Below are 21,698 nucleotides of genomic sequence, written 5' to 3'. Positions count from 1 at the left end.
CTCTGATTTCTCAGAGATGTCAGCCATCAGAAGGTTCACTTGGTTCCTGGTAGTTTGGTGCTTGTCGTATTTATCATTCATGGTTTGGGAATGTCCCAGTGATAAAGCACGCTGGTCGCGCGTCAACCCGGCAAGTTTGCCATGGTAATTAGCCAGGTGGCGTAGGGCATGAGTTTGAGTGAAACCTTGACCTCCTACTTGCTTGATGTAATCGGCTAGGCGTTTTCTCATGGTGGAAGGGTAAATTTCTTTAAGGGTCTTTTCCTTGCTTTTAGATTTAGGGGTACATTCAGGCATCTTCACATCTGGGTCTTTTATCCCCAATACTTCAATCAGATTAGGGTAATCTGATTGAAGTATTGGGACGGGCAATACGGTTACCAGTTTTCACTGTAATATAGTGCCGTTTACCACTGGTGTCAGTTACCCAAAACCCATCCCCAATAATGACGATATTCTCATCATTAGTTGGGTCATGGAGTGCCTTAAAGGTTTAACCATCAATTGTTACCGGTTCATCAAGATTCCGAATAGCCTTAAATTCAGAACACCTAAAACCGTAAACTAGGTTAATGCAAGCAGCTTTAAACCATGACTTACGGGATTCGATATTATTTAACTGAGCCTTGGTTAATTTGTAGCCATTAAGTCCCAAAGCTCTAGCCCTAAAGTCTAGAAAAGTCTCAAGGTCAATAGTTTGCATCTCAGTTTTTTTGACTACTCGGATAGCCCCAAAATGACTGGTAACTCTGTCCAGCTCTGATGAGAGTTTTGTATCCCGGAGAAGCTTACAGCAAGCAGCGTAAGCCATCTTAAACCCTTTGTTTTTTTTATGGTAAAGGGTTTCCCAGTTTCTCATAATTTCGGAGATAATGTTTTCTCCAGTAAGTTTGAGAGCGGGATTGAGCTTCTGATGATAAGTGCCATATGCCTGGTGATAGCCAGCCAGGGTATTGACTTTTGATTTTTCATCACTTCTCTTTCTGCCGCATTTGTCATAGCCATTGAGGTAATTCGCTTTCACGATTTCAATGGCATCGCCAATGGTTAGGACATCATCAACAAGGACTTGAGCGCCTTTGATTTCTGACTCATACCACGACCAAAACTCTGATTCTTTATCAAACTCTTTGAGCTGGTTAAAGACTGCCAAGGCTTTCGCCAGAGTGTTAATGCATCCATCGCGAGTGAAGTTTTCGTTGCAACCATTATCGGAAGTCTGAGACTTGCTGGCAACTTTGAACCGAAGGGACAGACGACTACGGTTCTTGCTGATAGAGACACCCTTTGGGGTTGACTTCTGGCAAGCCTTGAGGTGAGTCCTCACTAGCTCATGGTCTACCAATTTGGATGGGTCAATCTGGTTAGAGTGGAAATACTCATTTACCAGAGACCAGGAGCGGTCTAGATAGTCTTTCCAGTTTTGCACCTGTTTTGCACCTATTTCCTTTTCAAGGTTCTAGAATGCAAGCTAGGTATAGCTTTGAGCTGCTTTAATAGCGTTAGCTTGATTTGGAGTTGTCAGTTCGATTCTGCCCAGTTCCATTAACAATTAACTCCTAATAGGTTGCCTTTAATTGAACCTAACAAGGGGCCCAGAATAACTTGCCTCCTAATGATCGCCAAAGGTATGGTTAGCCAGGAAGCCGCTGCACATCGATCGCCGATCGCAATCTTCAGCTATTCTGTTACAGTGTTGCTAATCGACTCTGGGCCCACCGGTTCCAGCTTGATTTGGAGTGGACTGTCTTTGCATGAAAAAATCCCTGAACCCCCTGATACAAACGGTGAAAGCGCCCCTGAAGGCTTTACTGAAGCAATCGCCCAACCTAGAGGTCAATCCCACGGGAGACCTCCAGGGATTTTTAGAAAGTCCAAATCCCATTGAACGCAATGTCAGTGGGGTATTGCGGATTGCGGGTTGGGTGTTTCATCATCGTCATACGATTGAGTCGCTGACGCTGGTTCAAGATGAAAGTATAGAAGAAACCATCACCTACGGGGAACCCCGTCCCGATGTCACCCAAGCGTTTATTGATGCTCCCTCGGCTGAAAATAGTGGCTTTGGCTGGAATTTACCGATTGAACCCAATTATTCTGGGGAGATTGCCATCAAGATTATGGCGAATTTGGATAATGGGGAGTCGGTCTGTTGTTTTGCCCGTACTATTACGATTCAAAATGTGTACGAGCGTCCGCCAAAACCGAAAGTTTCCCAGATGATTTCTGGGTTTATGACTAAGGTAATTTTGGCGTATAAACAGCGCGGGGGAATTCCCTTATCTCCTCTCGTTTGGGTTCGGTTTGTTAAGCGCTACTATGACCAAACCCAAACGCAACCGCTTACGCCCTATTCTACAATTATTCATCCTTGGCAACAGGAAGACCCCTATCAGCGCTGGTTAGGGCATAATCGCTTAACGGTTAAGGTGCGGGAGTTGATGGCAGAGTCGGCGCAACGCTTAGAAAAAACAGGTGTAAAAATTAGCGTGGTGGTTCCCGTTTACAATCCACCGAAGGGCTTTTTAGAAGAAACGATCGCCTCGGTACAAGCGCAAATTTACCCCAACTGGGAGTTATGTATCGCTGACGATGCCTCGACTCAATCCCATGTTAAAGAAGTTTTGACCGCAGCGCAAGCCTCAGACCCTCGGATTAAGGTTGTATTTAGAACCGAAAATGGCCATATTGTCAAGGCGACCAATTCAGCCCTAGAGGTGGCAACGGGGCACTATATCGCCCTTTTAGACCATGATGACCTGTTATCTCCCGATGCGCTGTTGCAGGTAGCCGAATGTGTAGACCAATACCCGGATGTGGATTGGATGTATACAGATGAGGACAAAATTACGCCCACAGGAGAGCGCTATGGATACCAAATGAAGGGGGTTTGGAGTCCAGAAATGGCGATCGCCCACAATTATACCCACCATTTAGCTGTCATTCGCAAGCGCTTAATTGACGAGGTGGGAGGACTGCGATCGGGTTTAGAGGGAGCACAGGATATCGATCTTTACCTGCGGGTGCGGGAAAAGACGACGATGGATAGGGTACGTCATATTCCCCACGTCTGTTATCATTGGCGCGTCCATCCCGAAAGTACAGCATCGAAAGGAACGCAGAAAACCTATGTCTTTGATAGTGCCTATCGAGCAATTTCCGATACCCTGGAGCGACGCAATTTAAAGGCGAAACCCTTTTTACCGGCTTTAGCCACCAAGTACGGGTTATGTTTGCATCAGTTGCAATGGGATGCTTCAATTTTAGCGGAAAATCCTGTTACAATCGTCATTCCGACTCGCGATCGCACGGAAATCTTATCGGAATGTATCGCTAGTTTGGAGAAAACCGTAGATCCGTGCTACGTGCAAGTCATTATTGTTGACGATCAGTCTACGGAACCCAAGACAGAAGAATTTTTGAGTCAACTGGAAAATGGTTCTTTAACCTCCCTAGGAGACCTCAAATTAACCTATCAGGTGATTAGAACCCAACGCCCTGACCCCAGTTTAACCGGACGAGAGGGCTTTAACTATTCTCGCTTAGTGAATCTTGGTGCTGCACAGGTGAAAACGCCCCTCATGTTGCAGCTTAACAATGATATTACGGCGATCGCTCCCGGTTGGCTCGAAGACATGGTCGGTTGGATGTCCATTGAAGGAGTCGGAGTGGTTGGCGCTCGTCTCCTGTATCCTGATAATACCCTACAACATGCCGGAGTTTGTATCGGCCCCAATGGTGGATTAGCCGGTCATTTATTCCACGGGTTACGCAAAGAAGAACTCGGTTATCTCTTCTATCCCCACACCACCCGTAATGTTTCATCCGTCACTGGAGCTTGTTTACTCACGTCCACCGAACTTTACCATCAAGTCGGGGGATTTGATCAGGAAAAATTGGGCTTAGAACTCAATGATGTGGACTATTGTTTACGGGTGCAAGACACCGGTAAGCGGGTCGTTTATACCCCCCAAGCCACCCTCATTCATCAAGGAAGTGCCTCGCGGGGAGACTATTATAATCCCAAAGAACACCTGAATTTCATGGATCGATATTGGGGAAAGAAAGATCCCTACATTAATGCCAATATTAATATCGACTCCATGACCATGGACTTAAACCCCCTCCACTATGTCCATAGCAGTCGAATTTCCGGCATTAAAATTCTACTGGTTACCCACAATTTAGCCCTCGAAGGCGCTCCCTTAATGGCTTACAATTTTGCCAAGCATTTTGTTGAGTCGGGAGAATGCCAAGTTAATATCGTTTCCCTCGTTGATGGACCGTTACGCAACGATTACGAAGCACTTAATATTCCGGTTAAACTGATTGAAGATAATCTGCAACGAGTTGATAATAGCCTAGAAACCTACCATCAGCGTCTCCAACAGGTGGGAAAAGTCCTAGACATGACCGAGTTCGATCTGGTGATGTCCAATACAATGGTTGGTTTTTGGGGAATAGAATTAGCCCAACTGTTTGGCTTACCCAGTATTTGGCATATCCATGAAAGTTGCACCGTTGAGCGCAGTTTACGCAACTTTTTTGGCGACTCTCCCCCGCAAGTAATGCGCTGTTTATTGGAGCGTTGTTTTCAGAATGCGTCGCGGGTTATTTTTGTCGCCGATGCCACGCGGCAGATCTTCCACGATTTGGATGTTCACGGCCGTTTTCGCACGATTCCCGGAGGCATGAATTTAGGAAAAATTGCCGAGTTTCGCGAAAGCAATAACAAGTCTTATTTACGGCAGAAATATGGAATTTCTGAGGAAAAAACGGTGATTTCGGTGATTGGAACGACGTGCGAGCGTAAAGGACAGCATATTTTCTTAGAAGCCATTAAGCACTTAGAGAAGATTTATCCAGCCTCGCAGTTTAAGAACCTAGAGTTTCTGATTGTGGGAACTCGCGAAATTATCTATCTGGACTATTTGCGTCAGGTGCAAGAGAGGCTAAAGCTGGATTATGTGAAAATGTATCCAGAAACGCGCTATGTGTTTGACTTTTTTGGTTTAAGCGATATCTTTGTCTGCACCAGTTTTGAAGAGTCCTTTCCGAGGGTGGTTTTGGAAGCCATGGCATTTGATTTAAAGATTGTCAGCACCAATGTGTTTGGCATACCGGAGATGATCGGCGATCGCCACGAAGGGTATTTGGTGCGTCCTGGCGATCCAGAAGCCTTAGCCAACGTCCTGGTGGAGGCGATCGAAACCGACTACGCCAACCGCTTACGGGGAAATGCTTACGCACGAGTGAATCGTTTATTTGACAACCAAAAACAGTTGCCGAAACACTTGGCAATGGTGAAAGAAGTCATCTTACAACATGAATAAAAGAATATCAATGTTAAAATCCCGATTGATTCCTACAATTCTTTCTCTAATGATAGGGTTAATCGCCTGTCAACCCACCCAAAGAACCAATGAAAATGCTAAACCCGTTACGATTAGAGCCGCCCATAGTGGTTTTGTGGAAGAAAGTTTTCAAACAGAAGTTGTAAATTTGGGACTAGAAAAACTGGGTTACACTATAGATACCGTCAAAGAATTAGATTACTCTGTTATCTATGTTTCTCTGGCTAATAGCGACCTCGATTATACGGTCATCTACTATAATCCAGCCCATAAAGATTTTTTTGAAAACGCTGGTGGCAATGAAAAATTGGAGATCTCAGGGTTGTTGATTCCTGAAGGAAGCCAAGGATACAGAATTGACAAGAAAACAGCCGATCAATATGGAATTAATAACATTGCTCAATTGAAAGATCCACAACTGGCAAAACTCTTCGATTTAGATGGAAATGGAAAAGCAAATTTAGCGGGATGTAATACAGGGTGGAGTTGCGAATCGATGATCGATCATCACATCCAAGCCTACGAACTTGAAGATACCGTTGAACAAGATCGAGGAAATTATACTGCTCTTCTGGCTAATGTAATTACTCGTTATGAACAAGGAAAACCCATTTTATTCTATGCCTATAATCCCCATTGGATATTTGCCATTTTAGAAACGGATCAAGAAGCGGTTTGGTTAGAAGTTCCTTTTACCTCTCTCCCAGAAGGATTGAGTAATTTAACCGCAGAAGAGACTACATTTAATGGCAAAAATACAGGGTTTCCAGGAAGCCAACAGAATATTGTGATTAATAAAACCTTTGCAGACAATTATCCCATGGCAAAACGTTGGTTTGAGAGGGTAAAAATTCCCCTTGCGGATATGGATAAAATAAGTTTACGGATTAAAGAAGGTGAAAATGCTCAGGAGGATATTCGCCGTTTAGCAGAAGAATGGGTGAGTGCAAATCAAGAGCAGTTCGATCGCTGGATTGAAGAGGCGAAAGCGGTAAATAAATAAAACCATGCCTGAATACAAATATCCATCTTTTCAAAGTAATTTAATGCGATTAAAGATTTGGTCAAAAATCATATTAACTTCAACTATTTTATCTCTAACCATGGGATTAGCTGGCTGTTATACTACGCAAAACTCAACTCAAAATTCGTCCCTCAACGAAGTAACTATTCGTTCAGCTCATAGTACCTGGCTTCAAGAAATATTTCAAACTGAAGTGGTCAATATTGGTCTAAGAAAGCTAGGCTATAAAGTTGCTACTATTAAAGAACTAGAGTATCCCGGAATTTATTTTTCTATTGCTAATGGAGATTTAGATTATAGTGTTATTTACTATAGCCCCAGTCATGATGGCATGTTTAACCAAGCAGGGGGGGATAAAAAAATAAAAAAACTAGGAGTTTTTGTTCCCATTGGCACTAGGGGATATCGAATTGATCGAAAAACGGCTCAAGAATATGGAATTACTAATCTCGGACAATTGAAAGATGAACGGATTGCTAAATTGTTTGACTGGGATGGAGATGGAAAAGCAAATTTAGCTGGATGTAATCCAGGTTGGGGTTGTGTATCAGCGATCAATCATCATATAGAAGCTTATAGACTGCAAGACACCGTTGAACAAGAGCAAGGAGTGTATGAAGCTTTGCTGACTGATGTGATTAGTCGCTATCAACAAGGACAGCCAATCTTATTTTATGCTTATAATCCCCATTGGATTTCTGCGGTTTTAAGACCAGATAACGATACAATTGTGTTAGAAGTTCCATTTACTTCTTTCCCAGGAAATGAAAATTTTACTGAAGCAGAAACCACGTTTAATGGGAAAAATACAGGTTTTCCAGGAGGGGCACAAGAAATTGTTGTCAACCCAGAATTTGCAGCCGCTAATCCAGTTGCAAAACGGTGGTTAGAATTAGTCCAACTCTCTCTTGAAGATATGAATGAAGTGAGTTTGCGGATTAGGGAAAGAGAAAATAGCCCTGAGAAAGTTCGTCTTTTAGCAGAAGAATGGATTTCTGAAAATCAAGAGCAGTTCGATCAATGGTTAGCTGAAGCAAAAGCAGAAAGTTGATAATTTTTATGAAGATAACTGGATAAATATGAATCAAGATTGTTATCATAGTCCTGGAATATATAATCTTATAATATCATGACTATTAAATCCTCTCCAAAAAACATCATATTCGGAGTACGATATTTCTAATCTAGAACAATTTCAAGATCCGGAAATTGCTAAATTGTTTGACTTGGATGGAGATGGAAAAGCAAATTTAACCGGATGCAATCCAGGTTGGAGTTGTGAGCTGACCACAAATCACCATATTGAAGCCTATAAACTTCAAGATACGGTAGAGCATGATCAAGGAAGCTATACTGCTTTATTAGCCGATGCAATTACTCGTTACGAAGAGGAAAAACCCATCTTCTATTATACCTAATTGGATTAGTGCTATTTTAAAGCCAGGTGAAGATGTGATTTGGTTAGAAGTCCCTTTTACTTCTTCCCCAGAATACATTACTGATTTAACTGAGGAAGATACTACATTTAATGGAAAGAATCTTGTTTTTTCTAGACCGACTCAAAAAGTAATATCTAACCTAAAATTTATAGCAGATAATCCAGTAGCCAAACGCTGGTTTGATTTGGTGCAAATTCCCCTGGAAGATATGAATAAAGCGAGTTTACGGATTAAAGAAGGGCAGAATACAACGGAAGATATGCGCCGTTTGGCTCAAGAATGGGTGAAGGACAATCAAGAGCAGTTTGATCGTTGGATTGAAGAGGCAAAAGGGGAAGGTAAATAAAGGGATAGTAGTTACAGTGCTTTATGCTTTGATAGCGAGATAGGGGGAGCAACAGAAGTGTTGAATGTTAGCTTAATGCCGAAAAAAAAAGAGAATAAAATATGGCATTCTATCCTCAAGTATCAAAATAATATTATCTAAATGGTAGTCTCCTTTACCAATCTGGTCAAACTGATTCTCAAGTCATTGTCTGCTCATGACTACCCAGTTCTCAACTCTTGCCTCTTCTTTGAAATCTGGTTAAACTTCTTACTCGATAATAGTTTGACTTGTATGAGAGGCTTGTTCTACCGATTGAATCATACAAGTATGAAGGTGGATATATCGACCTTCTCTAAAGCGTGTAAATCGAGAGAAGACCACAAGTTCTATATGAAAACTCACTTTGAACCCCAAAGATATCGGGTAGCATGGTTCTGTGATTTAGAAGACAGAACTGAATATCGTCTGGCCACTAACTTAATCGAAATGAGCAACGAAGAGATTAGTGAAATCTATCGAAAGCATTGGGAACTCGATAAATTAATTACTAAAAATGAGACTGGAGTGACCTTACCAATTCTGATGGTGTTAATCGCTGACTTGCTCTTGCAGTTAATGGAAGTTCATCAGTTCTATGGCCAAAGCCTGTTGGATAAATTCCGTTATTTGCCAGTCGAACTTAGTCAGCACTGCTCTATTATTCATTGGAGCTACGATCTGATTCCAGAAACCCTCATTTAGTTCACTAGGGACTTTTCTTCAGTTGAATGTAAAGTTTTATATTAAGATTCAACACTTCTGGGCGAAGTGCTGTACTAGTCTCGATATTTTAACACTGATCGTCAAACCAACCATTTTGCATCAGTTGATAGAGAGCCTGCATCCGTGTTTTAGCTTTGAGTTTGGCTAAAGTATTGTTAATATGAAACTTAACAGTACTTTCGCTAATATAAAGCCGATTCGCGATTTGCCGATCGCGCAATCCTTGGGTCAGTAATTTCATCACTTCTCGCTCTCGTACGGATAGGGTGGGTTGGGTTTGCGTGTCATCTTCAATTCCCCAGATTCCTCCACCCATAATCGTTTCAATCGCTTGCCTGAGTTGTGTGGGATGGGTTTCTAAGTCGATTTTCGCTTTCACGGTTTTGGGAATAATTGGGCTATCGTGCTGCACCCAAACTACATACTGACTTTCATGAATTAAACTACTGCGATCGCTAATTAAAGGGATCTTTTTTGAGGGAGTCACGCATAGACTAAACCCGGCAGCAACAACCATTTGCGAAAAGGCAAACTGCAAAGCCGGCGATCGCATATTAACCCGCACGCGAATAGGGTTTGGCTCTTGGGTATAGGGGAGTTGCAGAGCAATTTGGAGAATGGTTTGGGGACTGTCTAAAGTTGCTTCTAATCGTCCTCCCAAACAGGTACTAGCAAAGGAAATATGCTCGATCTCATGAGGCAGGAAACTATCTTGTAGGCTGTTCTCTTCCAGGGCGATCGCCTCAGAAACCGGTATAATCGATCGCAAAATCGCAAACTCTTGTTCGTAAATTAAAGAACAAGTCATGCAATTGAGCTGCTGCACGACTTCCGCCAAACGTAAGAATAGATAGGTGAACGAGATGGGTAGCGATCGCTCTGTCCCCACTAATTTTAAGGGCACGCGCTGTAAGATATGTGCCAAGCGATCCGAAAGCATAGGAGAAGGCAAGTTGAACGGAGATCGCTGGGCCGGCTTAGAATGCTGCGATTTTTCAAATTCCAGCGCATTCCCCAAAGCGACCGTCACCGTCGTACACAAACTCAATAATATCTCTAAAAATTCTGGGGCTAGGGGTTCGCAACTAAACACCGCTAATACTCCAACTACCGTTTCTGGGGTGGCTAAAGGATACCCGGCAAATCCTTGAATGCCATGATGAATAGCCCAATCTCGATCCTTCACCCAAGGTTCATCCGGTAGATTATTACTTAAAAAAGACACGCGATTTTGCGCGATTTTCCCGACCTTAAACGCTCCCATCGGCACTTGTCCGAAACAGCCATCGGTATTGGTATATAACCCAGAAGAAGCCACCAGTTTGAGATGAGAAAACTGACGTTCTACCAGCCAAATTCGGGCTAACCTACAATTAAACTGTTCAACCAGTTCTTGCGTGACTCGATTGGCAATTTCTCGAGCATCTAAACAGCCATAAATACTTTGGGCAATCCGATTGGCTTGGTGCAAATCGAAGAGCAATCGCGGGACATTCAACAGATTGGGACTTGGATCGGACATAGTAAGGCTAAGGAGTTGCGCTATTCCATTGATTCCCAAAATTACGCCGAATTCTGTAAAGCTGGAAACATTGTTGAGGCCAGCCCGATCGCTTTTTACCTATGGAAATAGATAGGGGTAATGTTATGGCTTCGTTGTAGAAATCAACTCTTGGCAAGTGCCCCTATTCTTAGCATCAAACCTGGGAATTCTGTAGCCAGGCATACAAGAAACCACTCAAGCAGAATCTACTCTGGCAAACAGGGCAATGTTAGGTATTAAGCGATCGCTGACCTGAACCGCGATCGCAATCCTGAAGCATTTATTGATGGAGAATTTAGTGATGAAGACCCATTATTCAGTAGCAATTGTTGGCGGAGGACAAGCTGGACTCTCCATGAGTTATTGTCTGGAAGAGAGAGGAATTGATTGTATTATTTTTGAAAAAAATCAGATCGGCTATTCTTGGCGATCGCTGCGCTGGGATAGCTTTTGTTTAGTTACTCCTAACTGGCAATGCACATTACCCGGATATACTTACCCAGGAAACGATCCGCATGGATTTATGCAACGAGATCAAATTGTGCAATACATCCAGGATTATGCCCAATCGTTCAATCCTCTGATTAAAGAAGGCGTAGAAGTGCAACGGTTGCATCGTCCTGATAGCAAACGATATACCTTAGAAACCAGCATTGGCGAATTTACTTGCGATGCCGTGGTCATTGCCACAGGAGGTTACCATCGTCCTAAAATTCCCGCCTTATCAGAGCGTCTTTCTGTCCAGATCAAACAAATCCATTCCTCAGAATATAAAAATCCTGAATCTCTTCCCGATGGAGCAATTTTAATTGTTGGTACGGGACAATCTGGCTGTCAAATTGCCGAAGATCTCCATCTTGCGGGCAAACCCGTGCATTTGTGTGTAGGTGGCGCACCTCGTTCCCCTCGGAAATATCGCGGGAAAGATGTGGTAGATTGGCTCGATAAAATGGGATATTACAACCTTTCTATCGACCAGCATCCGGATAAGCATAAAGTCCGTACCAAAACCAATCATTATGTTACCGGGCGAGGGGGCGGACGAGAAATCGATCTGCGACATTTTGCCACAGAAGGAATGAAACTTTACGGACATCTGGTCGATATTGAGGGCGATCGCCTACAATTCCGAGATAATCTCAAGGAAAATTTAGATGCTGCCGATGCTGTGGCTGAAAGCATTAAACGCACCATTGACGATTTTATTGAGAAGCATAATATTTCGGCTCCCATCGAAACGCCCTATCAACCGGTATGGGAACCCAAAACCGAAGTATTGCAGTTAAATTATCGCGATGCCAACATTAATACAGTGATTTGGTGTACGGGCTATACATCCAACTATGAATGGATCGAAATGCCCATCTTTGATGGTAAAGGCTATCCCGGTCACGATCGCGGAATAACCTCAGTATCAGGATTATATTTCCTCGGTTTACCTTGGCTGTATACTTGGGGTTCGGGTCGCTTTTCTGGAATCGCACGGGATGCGACTTATCTGGCTAACCATATTGCTAGTACCCAACAGACTTTTAATCCAAGCTACACGGGTCTCATTGAGCAAGCTGCACTTGGCTCGTAAAACTATTTTACGCAATGACCAAGAGTGTTACATTGATCGTGAATTAGGGTTTGGTGACAACTCCCGACACTCACCCTGCGGGTAGAGTGCGGGCTTCTCCGCCTAGCTTTTTAGAACTAGGTTTCGCGTTTTTGACTAAAAACGCGATCGATGGAGGTTAGAGAACAGGGAACAGGCTTAAAATTTTAAACCCTAAGCAATGCAAGCTATTGTCTATTATGCGAGTTGCCCTTTTAACGTACTCAACCAAACCTCGCGGTGGCGTAATTCATACCATGGAATTAGCCGAAGCTCTCGATCGCAGGGGACTCTCGGTTTGCATCTTTGCTCTGAATAAAGATGGGGGGAATTTTTGCCGTCCTCTCACTTGCAATTATCGTTTAGTCCCCACCAAGCCCCCTCCCCAGACTATTGATGGTGTGGTAGAACAGCGCATTCAAGAGTATGTCAACTATTTCAGTCAACATGAAGACGATTATGATATCTACCATGCTCAGGACTGTATCAGTGCCAATGCTTTGGTGAGGCTGCGATCGCAAGGCTATTCCATTCCTTACATTCTGCGCACTGTCCATCATATTGACAATTACACCAGCCCTTATTTACAAACTTGTCAAGAAAAATCAATTTTACTGAGCGATCGCTGTATCTGCGTCAGTCGTTACTGGCAGCAAGAATTACAACGATTATATAAAATTGATGCACCCGTGGTCTTTAATGGAGTCAATGCCCAGCGCTTTTCTGCGCTCAAAGAGGGTTCAGAAAACAGTTTGAAAAAGCATTTAGGGATCGTTGGACACCCTATTTTTCTCAATATTGGTGGGGTAGAACCGCGCAAAAATTCAATTCGGATCTTACAGGCATTCGCCCAAGTTTTACCTGAGTTTCCGCAAGCGCAATTGATTATTGCTGGAGGACTGACCCTGTTTGATTATTCGGATTATCAGGATCGCTTTTTTGCAGAAGTCAAACGACTTGGAATAGAGGAAGGGAAAGCGCTACTTTTACCAGGCGCGATCGGCGATCGCGATCTGCCAGTTCTCTATCGATGTGCCGATGCTTTTATCTTTCCCTCAGTTAAAGAAGGCTGGGGTTTGGTGGTGATGGAAGCGATCGCATCAGGACTTCCCGTGGTTACTAGCGATCAGCCTCCTTTTATTGAGTTTCTCACGCGAGAACAAGCTCTTTTAGTGGATGCTGAACAGGTCAATGAGATTGCAATTGCCATGAAACGAAGCATCGATCCAGAAACCAGAAAATCATTAATCCAAAATAGTCGATCGATTCTCTCTCGCTATACGTGGGATAATTCTGCTCAAATGCACTGGAAATATTACCAAACTTTGTTGAGCGGCAATGATTTTTAATGAGGGAGATGGAATAATTTAATCCTAGGACTAAAAATAGTTTCCCCATTCCCCATTCCCCTTCTGCCGCGCGAAGTACTGTAAAACTAAACTAGATCCTAATGACCGATGACCAACACGAAGCGCGATAAACCATGACTCCACCTCTGTTACAGCTTGACCAGTTATCGATCGCCTATAATCCCCATTCAGAATGGGCCGTTAGCGAGGTCTCCTTGACCCTGAAAGCGGGCGATCGCCTGGGTTTGGTGGGGGAGTCGGGGTGTGGGAAATCGACCCTGGGACGAGCCATTATGCGCCTGTTGCCGTCCCAGTCCCAGGTGCAAGGAGACATTCAAGTTGAGGGAAAATCGGTTTTAGGGTTAAGCGAAGAGGAACTCCAACGGTTTCGAGGAGAAGAAGTCGCGCTCATTTTCCAAGATCCCATGACTCGTCTCGATCCTTTGATGACGATTGGCGATCATTGTGTGGAAACGCTCCAGTCTCACCAGTCTTTATCCTATCGGGAAGCCAAGGATCGGGCGATCGCTGTTTTGGAAACCGTTAGTATTCCTGCGTCCCGATGGTCTCAATATCCCCACGAGTTTAGCGGAGGAATGCGTCAGCGGGTGGCGATCGCCTTAGCGCTATTATTAAATCCGAAGCTGATTATTGCCGATGAACCCACGACCAGCTTAGATGTAACCGTCTCTGCCCAAATTCTACAGGAATTAACCCGGTTATGTGCCGAGCGGGAAATGGGGTTATTGCTAATTTCCCACGATTTAGCCTTAGTGGGGGAATACTGCTCGGAAATTGCAGTGATGTATCAAGGGAAGTTAATTGAGCGCGATCTGAGCAAACAGGTACTCTTTCATCCCCAACAGGAGTATACCCAATCTTTGCTGGAAGCGGCACTCCATATTCACGCGATCGAGACCAAAGCAGTGACGACTGTCCCCGAAAAGCAACCCTTACTTCAAGTGGACGATCTGAACAAACATTACAGCTTAGAGAGCAATTTAATCCAACAACTGTTTACCCGAAACGCAACCGTAATTAAAGCCGTGGATGGGGTCAACTTTAAACTCTATCCTGGGGAAATTTTAGGACTTGTCGGAGAATCGGGTTGTGGAAAAAGTACCCTTTCGCGCACCATTTTACAACTGATTAAACCCACCTCTGGCAGGGTCGAATTCTTGGGCAATAGAATTACCTCTATCAACCGTAAATCCCTGCGCCAACTGCGTCAACAGATGCAAATGGTTTTCCAAGACCCTCACGCCTGCTTAAATCCCCTCATGACAGTCGGTGAGAGCATTACTGATCCCCTCCTCATTCATGGTCTAGAAACCCCCAAGACGGCGAAACCAAGGGTCACAGAGATGCTAGAAAGAGTCGGTTTAACCCCCACAAAAACCTACTATTCTCGCTATCCAGGAGAACTTTCTGGGGGACAACAGCAACGGGTGGCGATCGCCCGTGCTCTGATTACGCGGCCGAAACTGGTGATCTGCGATGAACCCGTCAGTATGCTCGATGCCAGCGTGCAAGCACAGGTGCTACAACTGATGTTAGACCTGAAACGGGAGTTTGAACTCACCTATCTGTTCATCACCCATGACCTTTGGGTAGCGCGATTTTTATGCGATCGCATCGCGGTCATGAATCAAGGTAAAATTGTCGAACTCAACACCACCCACGAAATCTTTACCCATCCCCAGCATCCTTACACCCAAACCCTGCTTGCTGCTGCTCCCTTACTGGCGATGTAGTGCTTCGCCCTAGGGAAATAGTGCAAAGGATAGTTAGGATATTGCCTATTGCCTATTGCCTATTCCCTATTCAGAAGATTGCAGGAAAGTTTGTACTGTACCATCAGGATTAAAAACAACACGCAAGCGAGGTTGAAGAGTACTTTCTAGGGGGGAAACTAAAGGTTCACCCAGTAACGGAATTCCCGTGCGATCTAAATAAGTTGCTGCGGTTTCTCCGAGGGGAGAAATGCCTTGAACTGTGCCATCGACATTCAGCGTAATATTATATTCAATTGTTTTATTTAAACTTTCTGGAGGAGTCCAGCGCTGTTCAAAATATTGCCGGGCTTCAGCAACTTGGGGAATATTATCAAATAGATTACGTTCCGCTCTTGCACTCAGGTCTAATGGAGGAGAAGCACTTTGAGCTTCTGTCGGAGGAATTACATCATCAAGTTCTGTGGGGGGACGCTCTAGGGAGGGTGCAGGTGCAAGGGCGGGGAGTTCAGCCTCAGGAGCCGGTAAAATAGCCGCTGATTCCGGTTCGTCTAAAGGGATAGGGGGGGGGAGTGTGATGCCCTCAGTAGGGGCACTCAAGACCGGCTCAGGTGGCGGAAAACTGGGTGCAGGAGGGGGAGCTGAAGCGGCTATACTTGGAGGTTCGGATGGGGTCACATTGGCAATAGGAGGAGAATCGGGAGATTCAGGGGTAGTTTCTCCCACAGGGGGAGGAGGAGGTAGTTTTTCATCGGAAGTCATGGGAGAGGGTGAGGGTGAGGGGACTTCCTCTAGGGGGGCAGAGGGAAGAGTGGGTTGTTGGGCAATCGAGGCATTATCCTCAATCTCTGGACTTTGAGTTTCCTTTTCACTCTGGGGTTGAGTCGCCGTTTCAAAACTTGCTTCTGGATAGGGATACAAGTCTTTCAAGACGATGACACTGGTAGCGGTGATGCCAAGACCCAGCAGGAAACTGGCTACAAATCTTAAGGTTGGGTTGGGTGGAGAGATGGGTTTGGGAGTTTCAACTCCTTCAGGGAGAGTAACGAGATCTAAGGTATATTGTTCGATCGCCGTGGCCAGATCGAACAGTTGCAGAGCGCTGAGGGTAACAGTGAGGTCGTTGTCATCTTCTCCGAGGGGGCCGAGGTTGAGTTGATGTTGGGTGAGGCGTTTGGGTTCGGTTGGAGCAGATTGGGTGAGGAGCGTTTGAACGGTGGTGGTAACCGTATGACAGAGGCTTTCGAGTTGGGTGCGATCGCCCTTAACCGTAATTTTAGCCTCTGTTCCTTTCCGTGGGTCATCGAAATGTAAGCGAAAGCGCAGGTTTTTGATTACCGGTTGTTTCATCCATCGCGACAGAGGAGAAGATTGACCGATAATTTCTAGGGTGCAGGTGGGTGGGGTATAGCGTCGGATGACGGAGGAACTCATGGGATCAATTAACCATTAATCATTAATCATTAACAATGAATTCAGAGGGAGCGGTCTAGGAGGGCTAACCAGAGACGACGAGGGCCTCCGGGACTCGAGTAAAAGAGCAGATCGATTAGGAGTTTGAGGGCTAAGGGGGTAAGCTCATCGGGGGAGATGTCTTCACCGTCAAGCATTCGCTCTTGATAAGTATTGGTAAAAGTGTCGAGATAATCCCCCAGGAGGGACATCGTATGTGGGGGGCGATCTTCGGCCGTCAGTTGTTCAAGTAGTCCGACTGCACGGCGAATTCGTTCTTGGTGATTTTGGGCTAATTCACAACAGATTAACACGAGCGATCGCGCCTCTTCGACATCCAATTTTTTCCGGCCGCCACTCCCTTTGCGTAAGGGACTTGCTTGACGTAAACGCCACAAGCTGACGCGATCGCTAACTCCTGGTAAATTAAGTTTACTTGCTGCTTGTAGCATGGCTTCGGAGCCAATCCCCGCCAAGGCCTCCAGTGCCAGTAAAATCAGATCTAATTGGGTTTTAATATTGTCAAGCTGCTCTGGATCGGGGACTTGATCCAAGGGCAATTGGGACTTTGATTTAGGCGACTTCACGGGTGAAGGCATGATTTAAGCATAGGGCATGGTATTGATTCTAGTGTGAGTGTTACAGGTTTGGAAACCATTTGGGCAATGGGGCATAGGTCATGGGGAGAGTTAACGGAGATAGAATTCTCCTAGGGTTAAGCCTTCCATTAATCCAAAGGCCAGGATCGCGCTACCGAGGGGGACGGTTAAATTATCAATACCAAAGCGGGAAAAAGCTTCTAAAATAGTGGCAAACAGAGCAACGATTGCTGAAGAGATCCAAATCAAGCTCACATTGCCATAAACCGGCAGCAAAATCACGACACAGATTAGATAACTAACTGCAAACATGGTTGCCGTTCCTTCCCAGGTTTTTTGAATCGTGCCCAGGAAATAGGGATGTGTGCCAAAATTTTGCCCCACTAAGGCCGCTAGAGCATCGCCCCAAGTCATAATCAAAATGCCCAGAGCAGCATAATAGGGTTGATGCAACGGCCAAAAGAGGGCAATGAGCAGACCAATACTCACTGAGTAGAAAAATGTACCCCAACTTTGGCGACCGATGCCATTAATGCCCGGTAGGATGGGGAAAGAGTAGGATAACAGGGCGATCGCACTAAATACAATCGAGGCGGCTATCCCCACCCAAGCGGGAATATCGAAGAACCAAGCCAACAGAATCACATTTCCTGAGCCAATATGAACCACCTTGCGAATGATTTCCGCATTTGCCCAAGGATAACGACTCAGCCAGACCGAGGCCAAGAAGATCAATCCTAGCCATAGACTGATGGTGAGAAATTTTAGCTCTAAAGTAAAGACGGGGGAAATGGACACGATCGCCTATGGTTTCCAGTTTTCGACTACTCTATGTCTGATTCTGCCAGAATTCGGCCCCATGTGACCTTGATTTTAAGGTAAAAGCCTAATGAGTCTGAAAATATCTGATCCTCTTCTTTCGGATCGCCTAGGAATTACTCCGAAACAACTCGCTGATTTTTGCCCGCAGTGGGGTATTGTTGAACTCTCTGTATTTGGCTCGATTCTCCGAGAAGACTTTAAACCGGATAGTGATATCGATCTTTTGGTGGTCTTTGACCCTAATTTTCGTTCTCGCATGAGTCTAATGGATTTGGTGAAGATCCAATATCAATTGGAAGACGGGTTAGGTCGTCAGGTTGATTTGATTGAAAAATCCTCAGTGATTGAGAGTGATAACTGGATTCGCCGCCAAAATATTCTCAGTACAGCACAGGTGATCTATGAATCGGGACGAATCCTATTTGTTTGATATAGCTAAATTCTGTCGCACAATTCTCCGATTAACTGAGAATATGACTGAAGCAGATTTTGAGCAGGATGAAAGAACACAACTGGCGGTTTTATATGAAATTACGATTATTGGTGAAGTCGTCAAACGTCTTTCACCGGAATTTCGCGAGCGCTATGGGGCAATTGAGTGGAGACAAATTGCCGGGATGCGCGATCGCCTAGTCCATGATTATGATGAAGTTAAACTCGATCTAGTCTGGCAAGTTGTTCAAACATACATTCCTCAATTGTTAGAGTACATCACTCCACTCTTACCCGTGCCATAGCCCGATCGCCTACGGTTTCCAGTTTTCGACTACTCTATGTCTGATTCTGCCAGAATTCGGCCCTAGGTGAGCTACATTTTCTCGTTATCCTGAAAATACTCCAGTCTGATGCCAACCCATGAGTACCCAAATCACTATTACCTTACCTGATGATGTTTATCTACAGGCTGAACGTTTTGCACAACTGGCGAACCGAGATTTAGCTAGTGTTTTAGCCGATACCATAACTTCCTTAATTCCACCCGTTAGGAGTAATGGATTGGATCTACAACCCATATCTAGTTTGTCAGATCGGGAGATTTTAGATCTGAGTGCCCTACAAATGGAAGCAGATCAAGATGCTCGGTTAAGCCAGTTACTAGATCGCCAGCAAGCTGGACTCTTAAATACGGATGAAGTGTCTGAATTACAAGCATTAATGCAAATTTATCAAGAGGAGTTACTACGAAAAGCCACTGCTCTCAATGAAGCTGTTAAGCGTGGGTTGATTGAACCCTTGAAGTAGTGAGTCAAATTTCTGAAAAAATACGGTCTAATGTTCGAGCCGCTGCCCAAAATCAATGTGGCTACTGCCAGAGTGCGCAGCAATATATTTTAGGAGTTTTGGAAATCGACCATATTATCCCTAAAGCCGCAGGTGGCTCTGATGAGGAAGACAATCTTTGGCTTGCTTGTCGTCTGTGCAATTCCTACAAAGGGACACAAACCCACGCTCAAGATCCCATAACCCAGAAAAAGGTAGAGTTATACAACCCTCGTCAGCAACAATGGTCTTCCCATTTTACTTGGTCGGAAGATGGCACAAGGATTCAGGGGATTACAGCCTGTGGGCGAGCGACAGCGATCGCCTTAAAATTAAATAATCCCTATGCTGTAGCTGTAAGACAAGCTTGGGTTTCAGCCGGTTGGCATCCTCCGGAAGAGAGTTAATCAGATCTGCTCAACCTTGTGCCCTTCGATCGCCTACTCTTGAGTGTCTTCGCTCTCCTCCATTTCGGGTTCTCCCAGAATACGAGCTAAGGTCGCTCTTAAGGTTGCTGGATCTTGGGAAAAGCCTTCATGGGTGCGGGCGGCACAATGGAATTGAGCGCCTTGGGAACCGGTATTGGGCGCTAAAATCCAATCCACTTTGCCAGAGGCGATCCAACTTTGGAGTTGTTCATCTTGGCGGATAAATTTCTCCATTCCGGCGATCGCCGTTCCTTGAGCATGGGTGGGCGAAAAGGGAATTCGGGGTTTTTCTTCTAAGCTATGGGCGATCAAATAGAGTAGAGAGCGGTGATAAATGTTAGCACATTGGTCGTTATTTTCCGCTTCATCAGTGAGGGTAAATAGGGTAAATTTGCCGATTTTGTTGTTGGCGATCGCCTGGCCATAACTTTCATGAAACGCTGATAGAGTGGAAGCAGGGGCCCAGAGGGTACAGGAGGCGATCGCCTGACCATAGCCCACATCTCCCCCCAGGAGGGAACCGCTAATTAAACCGTCTGTGGTTAACAGTTGTACCAAGGGTTCTAAGAGCAAACTGCCTAAACTATGACCAACGAGATGAATTTCTAGATTCGGCTCTTGTTTTTGCAATTGATCGATAAATTGCAAAATTAAGCGTATTCCCCCATTGTAGATTTTCGCTGCTTGTAAGGCTTTGGTTTTCAACACACTCCATTGAAGACTTCCCTCTGGACGGACAAGCGGTTCTAGGGCATCATCGAGGCGATCGAGCATAAAATCCTGATTGTCTTCTACTGTACCTTCGGGTCGGCGCTGCTTTAAGCCATTTTGCAGAATCTGCGTTAACGTTGCACCATACTCGTTATTCCAGAGGAAAGCAAGGGGATAAATTTCTTGATTGAGAAAGACTTGCCGCAAGTTGGTCATCGCTTCAACCACCTGGTCTTTCGACTGTAAACCCCCTGGGACAAATAGACAGAGGCGTTTTTTCTGCCAAGATGCGCTCATCTGGGGAAAGTCTTCGGTTAAAATTCTCTGGACAGCTTCAGAGGAGGTTGCATAGGTTCCATTGTCGCTTAATGCCCCATCTGCACCAATACTGATTAAGTGAGGACGCAAATTTGCATAGATAGCACTGGTTTTTTGCTGACTACTACGTGGCTGAGATTTTCTGGGAATGGGATTATTGAGGATAATCGGAACACCCAAACGCGCGACCCAAACATCGGTTCCGTTAAGCAGCCAATCATCATAGGTGATCAGGGCAAAACCGTTTTTGCCCCAGGTATTGCCCCAGGAGTTTTGGAACCAAAAGCCCCGTTCATCATAGCCCACTAGAGCAAAAGCATGGCCGCCTCGAATCGTTTCTTTGAGGGGGATCGCGCCATCTGAGTCGATTCTTTCCCAGCCTTCATGGACGAGTCCCGTAGCATAAAGGATTCCGACTTCGGCGATCGCACTATGCATGGCAACCAAGTCTTTATGATTCACCCGATAATAGGCTCCCAGGGGGCGTTGGGATGCATCCGAGGCTTGAGTTCCCGTCAGGTCTCGTTTCACTTTTCCAGAGCGATGGGTCCAGAGGCGATCGCTACACACTCCGTGTTTATGCCAGGCTTTCATGGCTCCTCTGGCACTCGATCCTTCGTAGTCTTCTCCCGGCCATTCATCGTAGCGCTTGGCCATAGCGTACAACATCCAGGGGCTAACTGGAGTCAGATTATTTAACCCGTAGCGTTTCGCCAGCAAATAATGGGCAACTGTAGCTAGGGCAAACCCAGTACAAGCCCCTTCCCGTCCTTGATCCAGAATGGGAATATTCAGTTTCCTGTATTCTTCCAGGTCGATGCGAGCCGGAACATCTACTAGGGTCGCTTCGTAGAGTTGGTCGCGAAAGTCGAGGGTATCGGGACGGGTGTCTAGGATGCGATCGACAACTTTGAGGATACTATGCATGAATGGGGAATACGGTATTAGCAACTGAGTTGATTTTATGGCGAAGCTT

General features: G+C 45.0%; 19 protein-coding genes and 1 pseudogene. 13 read left to right on the top strand and 7 right to left on the bottom strand.

Annotated elements, in window-relative coordinates; translation table 11 throughout:
- Together PN466_RS19115 and PN466_RS19110 are read right to left on the bottom strand one after the other, a co-directional pair.
- Window positions 1–231 (bottom strand): annotated as a pseudogene (locus PN466_RS19115) (hypothetical protein); the annotation flags it as partial.
- A gap of 262 nt (window positions 232–493) precedes the next feature.
- Entirely contained in the window at window positions 494–1,429 is a 936-nt protein-coding gene (locus PN466_RS19110; RefSeq protein ID WP_271942501.1) for a hypothetical protein, read from the bottom strand.
- A 325-nt stretch (window positions 1,430–1,754) separates the two neighbouring features.
- Between PN466_RS19110 and PN466_RS19105 the strand changes: the two genes are divergently transcribed.
- The 6 genes from PN466_RS19105 (at window position 1,755) to PN466_RS19080 (ending at window position 8,886) form a co-directional block, all read left to right on the top strand.
- Window positions 1,755–5,333 (top strand): glycosyltransferase, encoded by a 3,579-nt coding sequence (locus PN466_RS19105; RefSeq protein WP_271942499.1) that lies wholly within the window; start codon window positions 1,755–1,757, stop codon window positions 5,331–5,333.
- A 10-nt stretch (window positions 5,334–5,343) separates the two neighbouring features.
- Window positions 5,344–6,357: a glycine betaine/L-proline ABC transporter substrate-binding protein ProX gene (gene proX / locus PN466_RS19100; protein WP_271942497.1), complete on the top strand. Its 1,014-nt coding sequence runs from the start codon at window positions 5,344–5,346 to the stop codon at window positions 6,355–6,357.
- 4 nt (window positions 6,358–6,361) lie between these two features.
- On the top strand, window positions 6,362–7,429 hold the full coding sequence (proX, locus tag PN466_RS19095) for a glycine betaine/L-proline ABC transporter substrate-binding protein ProX (protein WP_271942494.1): 1,068 nt from the start codon (window positions 6,362–6,364) through the stop codon (window positions 7,427–7,429).
- A gap of 166 nt (window positions 7,430–7,595) precedes the next feature.
- On the top strand, window positions 7,596–7,796 hold the full coding sequence (locus PN466_RS19090; RefSeq protein ID WP_271942491.1) for a glycine betaine ABC transporter substrate-binding protein: 201 nt from the start codon (window positions 7,596–7,598) through the stop codon (window positions 7,794–7,796).
- Window positions 7,747–8,163, top strand: a complete 417-nt coding sequence (locus PN466_RS19085; RefSeq protein ID WP_271942488.1) for a glycine betaine ABC transporter substrate-binding protein — start codon at window positions 7,747–7,749, stop codon at window positions 8,161–8,163. Before PN466_RS19090 ends, PN466_RS19085 begins: the two co-directional genes overlap by 50 nt.
- Before the next feature lie 141 nt (window positions 8,164–8,304).
- Window positions 8,305–8,886 (top strand): hypothetical protein, encoded by a 582-nt coding sequence (locus PN466_RS19080; RefSeq protein ID WP_271942486.1) that lies wholly within the window; start codon window positions 8,305–8,307, stop codon window positions 8,884–8,886.
- A gap of 88 nt (window positions 8,887–8,974) precedes the next feature.
- On the opposite strand, the gene PN466_RS19075 is transcribed toward PN466_RS19080, so the two are convergent.
- Window positions 8,975–10,429, bottom strand: coding sequence for a LuxR C-terminal-related transcriptional regulator (locus PN466_RS19075; RefSeq protein ID WP_271942483.1), 1,455 nt, complete (start codon window positions 10,427–10,429; stop codon window positions 8,975–8,977).
- A 322-nt stretch (window positions 10,430–10,751) separates the two neighbouring features.
- Between PN466_RS19075 and PN466_RS19070 the strand changes: the two genes are divergently transcribed.
- The 3 genes from PN466_RS19070 (at window position 10,752) to PN466_RS19060 (ending at window position 15,153) form a co-directional block, all read left to right on the top strand.
- A complete protein-coding gene (locus PN466_RS19070) occupies window positions 10,752–12,032 on the top strand; it encodes an MSMEG_0569 family flavin-dependent oxidoreductase (RefSeq protein WP_271942481.1) in 1,281 nt (426 codons plus the stop codon).
- A gap of 218 nt (window positions 12,033–12,250) precedes the next feature.
- Window positions 12,251–13,399, top strand: coding sequence for an MSMEG_0565 family glycosyltransferase (locus PN466_RS19065; protein ID WP_271942479.1), 1,149 nt, complete (start codon window positions 12,251–12,253; stop codon window positions 13,397–13,399).
- A gap of 134 nt (window positions 13,400–13,533) precedes the next feature.
- On the top strand, window positions 13,534–15,153 hold the full coding sequence (locus PN466_RS19060; protein WP_271942476.1) for an ABC transporter ATP-binding protein: 1,620 nt from the start codon (window positions 13,534–13,536) through the stop codon (window positions 15,151–15,153).
- 66 nt (window positions 15,154–15,219) lie between these two features.
- On the opposite strand, the gene PN466_RS19055 is transcribed toward PN466_RS19060, so the two are convergent.
- The 3 genes from PN466_RS19055 to PN466_RS19045 all read right to left on the bottom strand — a co-directional run bounded on the left by PN466_RS19055 (window position 15,220) and on the right by PN466_RS19045 (window position 17,981).
- Complete coding sequence (locus PN466_RS19055) at window positions 15,220–16,566, bottom strand: DUF4335 domain-containing protein (RefSeq protein ID WP_271942474.1); 1,347 nt, start codon at window positions 16,564–16,566, stop codon at window positions 15,220–15,222.
- A gap of 41 nt (window positions 16,567–16,607) precedes the next feature.
- A complete protein-coding gene (locus tag PN466_RS19050) occupies window positions 16,608–17,183 on the bottom strand; it encodes a DUF3038 domain-containing protein (protein ID WP_271942471.1) in 576 nt (191 codons plus the stop codon).
- A 90-nt stretch (window positions 17,184–17,273) separates the two neighbouring features.
- Window positions 17,274–17,981 carry a diacylglycerol/polyprenol kinase family protein gene (locus PN466_RS19045; RefSeq protein WP_271942469.1) on the bottom strand — a complete coding sequence of 236 codons (708 nt, stop codon included), beginning with the start codon at window positions 17,979–17,981 and terminating at the stop codon, window positions 17,274–17,276.
- A gap of 91 nt (window positions 17,982–18,072) precedes the next feature.
- Between PN466_RS19045 and PN466_RS19040 the strand changes: the two genes are divergently transcribed.
- From PN466_RS19040 to PN466_RS19025, 4 genes are all read left to right on the top strand, one after another.
- Window positions 18,073–18,435: a nucleotidyltransferase family protein gene (locus PN466_RS19040; RefSeq protein WP_271942467.1), complete on the top strand. Its 363-nt coding sequence runs from the start codon at window positions 18,073–18,075 to the stop codon at window positions 18,433–18,435.
- Window positions 18,407–18,742: a HepT-like ribonuclease domain-containing protein gene (locus tag PN466_RS19035; protein WP_271942464.1), complete on the top strand. Its 336-nt coding sequence runs from the start codon at window positions 18,407–18,409 to the stop codon at window positions 18,740–18,742. Before PN466_RS19040 ends, PN466_RS19035 begins: the two co-directional genes overlap by 29 nt.
- 118 nt (window positions 18,743–18,860) lie before the next feature.
- Window positions 18,861–19,247, top strand: coding sequence for a hypothetical protein (locus PN466_RS19030; protein ID WP_271942461.1), 387 nt, complete (start codon window positions 18,861–18,863; stop codon window positions 19,245–19,247).
- Complete coding sequence (locus PN466_RS19025; RefSeq protein WP_271942459.1) at window positions 19,247–19,672, top strand: HNH endonuclease; 426 nt, start codon at window positions 19,247–19,249, stop codon at window positions 19,670–19,672. Before PN466_RS19030 ends, PN466_RS19025 begins: the two co-directional genes overlap by 1 nt.
- A 33-nt stretch (window positions 19,673–19,705) precedes the next feature.
- On the opposite strand, the gene PN466_RS19020 is transcribed toward PN466_RS19025, so the two are convergent.
- Window positions 19,706–21,649, bottom strand: a complete 1,944-nt coding sequence (locus PN466_RS19020) for a C1 family peptidase (RefSeq protein WP_271942456.1) — start codon at window positions 21,647–21,649, stop codon at window positions 19,706–19,708.
- Window positions 21,650–21,698: the final 49 nt, after the last annotated feature.

It is taken from the genome of Roseofilum reptotaenium CS-1145, from assembly GCF_028330985.1.
Taxonomy (GTDB): domain Bacteria; phylum Cyanobacteriota; class Cyanobacteriia; order Cyanobacteriales; family Desertifilaceae; genus Roseofilum; species Roseofilum reptotaenium.
The sequence above is the reverse complement of the archived record's forward strand: the minus strand, read 5'-3'. Positions and strand labels throughout refer to the sequence as shown.